Origin of the sequence: Aeromonas sp. QDB34 (assembly GCF_027705405.1) — a bacterium.
In the GTDB taxonomy this organism is placed as follows: domain Bacteria; phylum Pseudomonadota; class Gammaproteobacteria; order Enterobacterales; family Aeromonadaceae; genus Aeromonas; species Aeromonas hydrophila.
Map to the genome: position 1 here is coordinate 23,372 of NZ_JAPDBT010000030.1, position 8,015 is coordinate 31,386.

6 protein-coding genes are annotated in these 8,015 nt (G+C 42.2%); all 6 read left to right on the top strand.

Annotated elements, in window-relative coordinates; genetic code table 11:
- The first annotated feature begins 6 nt into the window (after positions 1-6).
- The 6 genes from OKC29_RS21560 to OKC29_RS21585 all read left to right on the top strand — a co-directional run bounded on the left by OKC29_RS21560 (position 7) and on the right by OKC29_RS21585 (position 7,644).
- On the top strand, positions 7-444 hold the full coding sequence (locus OKC29_RS21560) for a VPA1267 family protein (RefSeq protein WP_111899868.1): 438 nt from the start codon (positions 7-9) through the stop codon (positions 442-444).
- Entirely contained in the window at positions 435-2,579 is a 2,145-nt protein-coding gene (locus OKC29_RS21565) for an AAA family ATPase (protein WP_113740588.1), read from the top strand. The genes OKC29_RS21560 and OKC29_RS21565 overlap by 10 nt, the downstream gene beginning before the upstream one ends.
- A gap of 299 nt (positions 2,580-2,878) precedes the next feature.
- Positions 2,879-3,313, top strand: a complete 435-nt coding sequence (locus tag OKC29_RS21570; RefSeq protein ID WP_111897046.1) for an EamA family transporter — start codon at positions 2,879-2,881, stop codon at positions 3,311-3,313.
- Positions 3,314-3,518: 205 nt separating this feature from the next.
- Positions 3,519-5,141, top strand: a complete 1,623-nt coding sequence (locus tag OKC29_RS21575) for a phosphoethanolamine--lipid A transferase MCR-3.16 (protein ID WP_111273845.1) — start codon at positions 3,519-3,521, stop codon at positions 5,139-5,141.
- A gap of 66 nt (positions 5,142-5,207) precedes the next feature.
- Positions 5,208-6,833: an MCR-3-related phosphoethanolamine--lipid A transferase gene (locus tag OKC29_RS21580; protein WP_101531736.1), complete on the top strand. Its 1,626-nt coding sequence runs from the start codon at positions 5,208-5,210 to the stop codon at positions 6,831-6,833.
- A gap of 403 nt (positions 6,834-7,236) precedes the next feature.
- Positions 7,237-7,644 carry an H-NS family histone-like protein gene (locus tag OKC29_RS21585; RefSeq protein WP_111875117.1) on the top strand — a complete coding sequence of 136 codons (408 nt, stop codon included), beginning with the start codon at positions 7,237-7,239 and terminating at the stop codon, positions 7,642-7,644.
- Positions 7,645-8,015: the final 371 nt, after the last annotated feature.

The following is an 8,015-nucleotide window of genomic DNA, read 5'->3' on the forward strand; positions in this document are numbered from 1 at the left end:
TGCTGTATGGCAAATGGTCAGCAAAAGGCAGAACAGAACGTACTCAACTTCCAGGCTTGGGCTGCAAGCATGACCGATCAGGGATTTCGTCATATCATCTATCGGGGTAAGTTAAACCGTGGCGAGGTAGCAAAGGGGATTGGTTGTGCGAAATCTGTTTTGCTGCAAAACCCGATTGTCTGTCAGCTATTGGCCGATCTTGAAGATGAACTGAGAGCACGAGGCGTATTGCCTGCTTCTGTAGTATCGAGAGATCACCCTGAACAGCTCAGTTATGACCAGAACACAAAGATAGATAAGCTGAAAGACAAACGCCTGCTCTCCTTAGAGCAAGAGAACATTCAGTTAAAAGCCGAGATCGATCTGCTAAGAGCGAAGATTTCTCGCTACGATGAGCTTGATCAGGTGCTTGCTGAGCTAGGTAAGTTGCCACGATGGGACTAAGCCTTTACACCCTAAAAGTGACCAGTGTCAGTGAGTTCCAGTCGTTGCAGGCTGGATATGTCTATTTCCGTGGTGTGCCATTTGATGCTGATAAGCGACTAACCACAGCTAAGGTAGTTTTTGCCAAGGTTAAGAATGACATTTTACCCATGATCCCTACGGTTGGTCAGCAATGGGTAGTACAGGGTAATGCAACACAACGAGTAGCAGAAAAAAATGGATATCGTTATATCGCTATAGATCTTGATGTCATTTCAGCAAAAGTCACCATGCCAGACTGTGGAGAAACATTTATCTCATTCTTGAGTTCATGTGCAGACTTTAAAGGTGTCGGGGAAGTTAAGGCACGAGAAATTTGGAGTAGATTTGGTAAGGCCATTTATTCCATTCTTACTAATAAAGACATGGCTTCGTTGTTGGATGTTTTGTCAGAAAACACTGCTTTAGCATTGATTGATAGTTGGGCCAAATACAGCAATCTACAGTATATGGAGTGGTTTGCTGAACATAGCATACCACCTGCGATTTCTGGTAAGGTTATTCGGTATTATGATAAATCATCCATAAGGTTAATTCAGAGAGATATATATCGTTTGCTTGCTTTTGGGATGACCTTTGACCAAGTTGATTCGATCGCTGTTGCAAAGTTTTCAATTCAGAACAATGACCCAAGACGTTTGGTTGCAGCAGTAGAACAGGCGTTAGATAAATGGACTGCGAAAGGGCATACATATGCCGACTACAATACCATTCGCAGGATTCTAGCTAATATTCTCAAAGATAACGCTCTAGTTGATGAGGCGTTATCAATATCAAAGTCAAACGGCGCATATATTGTCAGTGACGAGGGTTTTTATCATCCAACAGGCATGCTAGTTATTGAGAGTGTCATCGCCAAGCGATTCAAGAAATTAGCACAGATTAAGACCTGGGATTCATCTCATGATGACGCTTATGATGGTGCATCCGCTGTTGGTGAGTATCCATTAACAGTCAAGCAAAGAGAGGCACTCTATAATGCATTGAGTTACGGCATTTCAGCAATTTTTGGTGGAGCAGGGACAGGCAAAACCACTGTCATTAAATCCATTATTGTTGGTCTAGAAACACTTGGTTATCAGATTTACCCTATGGCCCTTTCGGGGCGAGCAGCGAAGCGACTGCGCGAAGCCACGGGAAGAAAAACAAGCACCATTGCTGCTTTTCTGAGAAAAGAGCCTGTATTGTCAGATAAAGTGATTCTGGTCATTGATGAGGCAGCAATGGTGGATGTGAAACTGATGTACCAGATCATTTCTCATATTCCTCCTTCTGTCCGAATTTTACTCGTTGGCGACCCAGATCAACTACCTCCTATTGGTGGTGGATTGGTATTACATGCTATTCAAAAGTCCAATGCTATAGTCAAGACAACGCTTGATATCGTTCAAAGACAATCTGATGAAAGTGGTATTCCTGAGTATTCTAATTATGTAAAGGCTGGGATTGTTCCATCTCAATTATCAAAGCAGAAAGTATTCTTTCATGATGTATCTGAGCAGGATATTAATTTTGTTGTGACAAAGCTATATGCTGAGTCGCCAGATATAACTCAAATACTTGGAGCAACATACAGCAAAAAATATGGTGGCATCGATGCTCTGAATTTGCTGTGTCAGCAATCAGTTAACCATGATGGTTGCTCACTAATGTTTGAAATTGATGAACAGAAGTATGGGTTAAACATTAAGGTTAATGATCCCGTCATATTCGTCCAAAACAATCAGTCAGTAGATATTCAGAATGGAACGCTGGGAAAACAGATTGATGTCAATCAGACAGAGCATGGTTTTGGCAAGGTTAAGATAGATGATGGTCGCGAAATTGATTTGACCATGAACTTAATTGACCACATTAGATTAGCCTATTGCATCTCCTTGCATAAGGCCCAAGGCAGTCAGTTTGATAGGGTGATCATCCCTATCGTGCCTAGTTCAGTAATGGATCGAGGATGGATATATACAGCAATAACCAGAGCAGTGAAAGAGGTTCATATTGTTGGGTGCCCTGATTTATTTGCTAAACATATACAACGTCCATCAAAGTCGCATATTAGGCAGGTATTTTTATCTAAATTGCTAGACATGGGAAATTAGAGCTTTGTGTAGTTTTGATGTGTTCGCTGTTTTTTAAAGAGTTTTGCTGGTTATGTCATACCAACGTCTGGCTAGGGAAGGTGCGAATAAGTCATATGGCACGAGAGCATTTACTGGTAACCCATTGATATTAAATGACTAAAATTTTCATTTTTTGTTCTTGGGATACTTGTTCGCACTTTCCTTAGACGAATCGCCGTCTATGAAAGAGTGTCAGGGATTTATTAAGAAACACTTAAGCTGGATGGCGCCATGTGAAAAAATTTAACATTGATGAGTAGCGAATTGTGGAGTGTCAAATGGACTCACAAACTGGGTGGTTCTACTGGGCTTTCTTGTCTGCAATTTTTGCTGCTCTGACTGCAATTTTTGCGAAGGTAGGGGTGGAGGGGGTTGATTCTGACCTTGCAACTTTGATCCGCACAGGAGTGATCATCGTTGTTTTATCAGCATTTATTGCTTACACAGGGAAGTGGGCCAATCCTTTTGGTCTAACACCAGAGACTTGGATTTTTCTTACTCTGTCAGGTTTAGCAACAGGCGTTTCTTGGGTCTGTTACTTTCGAGCACTCAAGATTGGTGAGGCTTTTAAGGTTGCCCCAGTAGACAAGCTCAGCCTTGTCCTGGTTGCTATTTTTGCTTTCACTTTCCTTGGTGAACGACCATCGGTCAGAGAATGGCTGGGCATTGGCATGATCGCTGGCGGTGTCTTGCTATTGGCTTTCAAGCGATAGAAAGCTGAACGAAGCGCATCTTAAGACTTCCTTAATTTTAGCTGTGTATCATTTCGGATAAGACATTTGTGATTAAGATCGCATTTTTATCAGTAAATGACAAAATGCCGCTTAAGCTCACGTACAGCTTTGTTACCATTCATTTTCAACATAAAGACAAGATGTCTCGTTAGAAAGTGATTGTTGGACTATTAATGGAGTAAGTATGCCTTCCCTTATAAAAATAAAAATTGTTCCGCTTATGTTCTTTTTGGCACTGTATTTTGCATTTATGCTGAACTGGCGTGGAGTTCTCCATTTTTACGAAATCCTTTACAAATTAGAAGATTTTAAGTTTGGTTTCGCCATTTCATTACCAATATTGCTTGTTGCAGCGCTTAACTTTGTATTTGTTCCATTTTCGATACGGTATTTAATAAAGCCTTTTTTTGCACTTCTTATCGCACTTAGTGCAATCGTTAGTTACACAATGATGAAGTATAGAGTCTTGTTTGATCAAAACATGATTCAGAATATTTTTGAAACCAATCAAAATGAGGCGTTAGCATATTTAAGCTTACCAATTATAGTATGGGTTACTATTGCTGGTTTTATCCCTGCCATTTTACTTTTCTTTGTTGAAATTGAATATGAGGAAAAATGGTTCAAAGGGATTCTAACTCGTGCCCTATCGATGTTTGCATCACTTATAGTGATTGCGGTTATTGCAGCACTATACTATCAAGATTATGTGTCAGTGGGGCGCAACAATTCAAACCTCCAGCGTGAGATTGTTCCAGCCAATTTCGTTAATAGTACCGTTAAATACGTTTACAATCGTTATCTTGCTGAACCAATCCCATTTACAACTTTAGGTGATGATGCAAAACGGGATACTAATCAAAGTAAGCCCACGTTGATGTTTCTGGTCGTTGGTGAAACCGCTCGTGGTAAAAATTTCTCGATGAATGGCTATGAGAAAGACACCAATCCATTTACCAGTAAATCTGGTGGCGTGATCTCCTTTAATGATGTTCGTTCGTGTGGGACTGCAACCGCTGTATCTGTCCCCTGCATGTTTTCCAATATGGGGAGAAAGGAGTTTGATGATAATCTCGCTCGTAATAGCGAGGGTTTGTTAGATGTGTTGCAGAAAACGGGGGTCTCCATTTTTTGGAAGGAGAACGATGGCGGCTGCAAAGGCGTCTGCGACCGAGTTCCTAACATCGAGATCAAACCGAAGGATTACCCAAAGTTCTGCGATAAAAACACATGCTATGACGAGGTTGTCCTTCAAGAGCTCGACAGTGAAATTGCTCAAATGAAAGGGGATAAGCTGGTTGGCTTCCACCTGATAGGTAGCCATGGCCCAACCTACTACAAACGCTACCCTGATGCTCATCGTCAGTTCACTCCTGACTGTCCACGCAGTGATATTGAAAACTGCACAGATGAAGAGCTCACCAACACCTATGACAACACCATCCGCTACACCGATTTCGTGATTGCAGAGATGATTGCCAAGTTGAAAACCTACGAAGATAAGTACAACACCGCGTTGCTCTACGTCTCCGATCATGGTGAATCACTGGGAGCATTAGGGCTTTACCTGCACGGTACACCGTACAAGTTTGCACCGGATGATCAGACCCGTGTTCCTATGCAGGTGTGGATGTCACCTGGTTTCATCAAAGAAAAAGGCATGAATATGGAATGTTTGCAGAAAAATGCCGCAGCCAATCGCTATTCTCATGACAACATATTTTCTTCTGTCCTGGGAATATGGGATGTGAAGACGGCTATCTACGAACAAGAATTAGATATCTTTAAGCAATGTCGGAATAATTGAGTTGCGAATCGTTGATATTTTAATGAAGTGGTTTTTATAGAAATAGACGTTTAACAGGTAATTGTTATGTTTTCAGCTGTCAGAATAAAAGTTGTTCCATTTGTACTGCTATTGGCTTTGGTATTCGCATTTTTGCTGAACTGGCCCGTTCTGCTCCATTTCTATGACATATTGTCTAACATCGAGCACTTCAAAATAGGGTTTGTAGTTTCAATCCCATTCCTACTTGTTGCTGCATTAAACTTCGTCTTCATGCCATTCTCGATCCGCTTTCTGATGAAGCCGTTCTTTGCATTCCTGTTTGTTACAGGTTCTATCGCCAGTTACACCATGATGAAATATCGTGTGTTGTTTGATGGTGATATGATCCAGAATATATTTGAAACAAACCAAAGCGAAGCTTTTGCATACGTTAACGCTCCAATAATAATCTGGGTTATTTTGACCGGTTTGTTACCCGCAGCATTGATATTTTTTGTGAAAATTGAGTATGCATCTACCTGGTACAAAGGTATCGCCCAGCGATTGTTATCTATGTTTTTCTCTTTGGTAATAGTTGGGATAATTGCTGCCTTGTACTACCAAGATTACGCATCAATTGGTCGTAACAATCAGACTCTAAATCGTGAAATCGTTCCAGCTAACTTCATGTATAGCACCAGTAAGTACCTGTATAGACGCTATATGGCAGAGCCCATCCCTTTTGTTACTTTAGGTGATGATGCCACACGGGTTACGAAAAAGGACAAACCAACATTGATGTTCCTGGTTGTTGGTGAGACTGCTCGTGGTAAGAACTTTTCAATGAATGGCTATGAGAAAGATACCAACCCATTCACAAGTAAGTCTGGTGGTGTGATCTCCTTTAACGATGTCCGCTCCTGCGGGACAGCAACCGCTGTATCCGTCCCCTGCATGTTCTCCAATATGGGGAGAAAGGAGTTTGATGATAATCGCGCTCGCAATAGCGAGGGCCTGCTAGATGTGTTGCAAAAAACGGGGATCTCCATTTTTTGGAAGGAGAACGATGGAGGCTGCAAAGGCGTCTGCGACCGAGTACCTAACATCGAAATCGAACCAAAGGATCACCCTAAGTTCTGCGATAAAAACACATGCTATGACGAGGTTGTCCTTCAAGACCTCGATAGTGAAATTGCTCAAATGAAAGGGGATAAGCTGGTTGGCTTCCACCTGATAGGTAGCCATGGCCCAACCTACTACAAGCGCTACCCTGATGCTCATCGTCAGTTCACCCCTGACTGTCCACGCAGTGATATTGAAAACTGCACAGATGAAGAGCTCACCAACACCTATGACAACACCATCCGCTACACCGATTTCGTGATTGGAGAGATGATTGCCAAGTTGAAAACCTACGAAGATAAGTACAACACCGCGTTGCTCTACGTCTCCGATCATGGTGAATCACTGGGAGCATTAGGGCTTTACCTACACGGTACACCGTACAAGTTTGCACCGGATGATCAGACCCGTGTTCCTATGCAGGTGTGGATGTCACCTGGATTTACCAAAGAGAAAGGCGTTGATATGGCGTGTTTGCAGCAGAAAGCCGCTGATACTCGTTACTCACACGATAATATTTTCTCATCTGTATTGGGTATCTGGGACGTCAAAACATCAGTTTACGAAAAGGGTCTAGATATTTTCAGTCAATGTCGTAATGTTCAATAAATTACATTATTGGGGGCTCAGGCCCCCAATCATCTGTTAAATAATAGGTTTATTACTATTGTCCGTGTATTTCATGGTTGAAATTTTTAACGGGCAAATCAGAAAGAGGAAGGGAAAGTGCGAACAAGTATCCCACGAACAAAAAATGAAAATTTTAGTCATTTAATATCAATTGGTTACCAGTAAATGCTCTCGTGCCATATGACTTATTCGCACCTTCCTTAGCTACACAGTGTCATAGAAGATTAGAGCCAGGTCACTCAGCAGATCCAAACGCGATATCGCTCACGTCTTTTTGAATAATGCTATTTCTATAATCATCTTGGTGCCAAAAACAGTGGAGCTGATGCTGGGATTGAGAGATAATTCTCCAGATATAAAAATGTGATACATGAGGCTATCAATGAACGATTTTTTGAAAATTCTGCTGAATATCCGTAGCCTTCGTGCTGCATTGCGTGAGCTCTCTTTTGAGCAGTTGGTCGAGGCTAAAGACAAATTTGACGAAATCTATGCCGAACGTGAGCATCAAGAGAGCAAAATCAGAGCTGAGTCAGCCGAGCGCCTGCAAAAACTGGCTGAGTTTACCGAGCTGCTGAAAGAAGCTGGCATAGATCCGAGTGAGCTGGTTGGTACTGCGGCTCCGGCGAAAGCTGACGGTTCAGCTAAAGCGAAACGCACTCCTCGTCCAGCAAAATACCGCTATACCGAGGATGGTCAGGAGAAGACCTGGACTGGTCAGGGTCGTATGCCTAAAGCTATCGCGGCAGCTGTTGAAGGTGGTAAAGCGCTGGAAGATTTCCTGATCTAATACTGATAGCCCATGCAGTATTGCGTGGGCCTTTCATTCTGTTTTTAGTAGGAGCCCGTATGGGGAGAACATTAAAGGACATCATCTCATCCGAATCACCCGAGGTTGTCCAGAGAGCCAAGGCTCTTGCCGAATAACAACTGGTACGTCTCAGTATAACCAAATTGCTTTCAAATCTCGGTACAGGTGATGTTCCTGCAATAGATCCCGATGTTCTCGATAGTTTGTTGTCGCTCAAAAAATCAGTTGAGAGCCATGACTGTCGGTTAAGGAAAGTGCGAACAAGTATCCCACGAACAAAAAATGAAAATTTTAGTCATTTAATATCAATGGGTTACCAGTAAATGCTCTCGTGCCATATGACTTATTCG

Excerpts from the sequence above, each read along its gene's own strand:
- OKC29_RS21560 (WP_111899868.1), top strand. The coding sequence starts at position 7 with ATGGCAAATGGTCAGCAAAAGGCAGAACAGAACGTACTCAACTTCCAG.
- OKC29_RS21575 (WP_111273845.1), top strand. The coding sequence starts at position 3,519 with ATGCCTTCCCTTATAAAAATAAAAATTGTTCCGCTTATGTTCTTTTTG.
- OKC29_RS21585 (WP_111875117.1), top strand. The coding sequence starts at position 7,237 with ATGAACGATTTTTTGAAAATTCTGCTGAATATCCGTAGCCTTCGTGCT.
- OKC29_RS21580 (WP_101531736.1), top strand. The coding sequence starts at position 5,208 with ATGTTTTCAGCTGTCAGAATAAAAGTTGTTCCATTTGTACTGCTATTG.
- OKC29_RS21565 (WP_113740588.1), top strand. The coding sequence starts at position 435 with ATGGGACTAAGCCTTTACACCCTAAAAGTGACCAGTGTCAGTGAGTTC.
- OKC29_RS21570 (WP_111897046.1), top strand. The coding sequence starts at position 2,879 with ATGGACTCACAAACTGGGTGGTTCTACTGGGCTTTCTTGTCTGCAATT.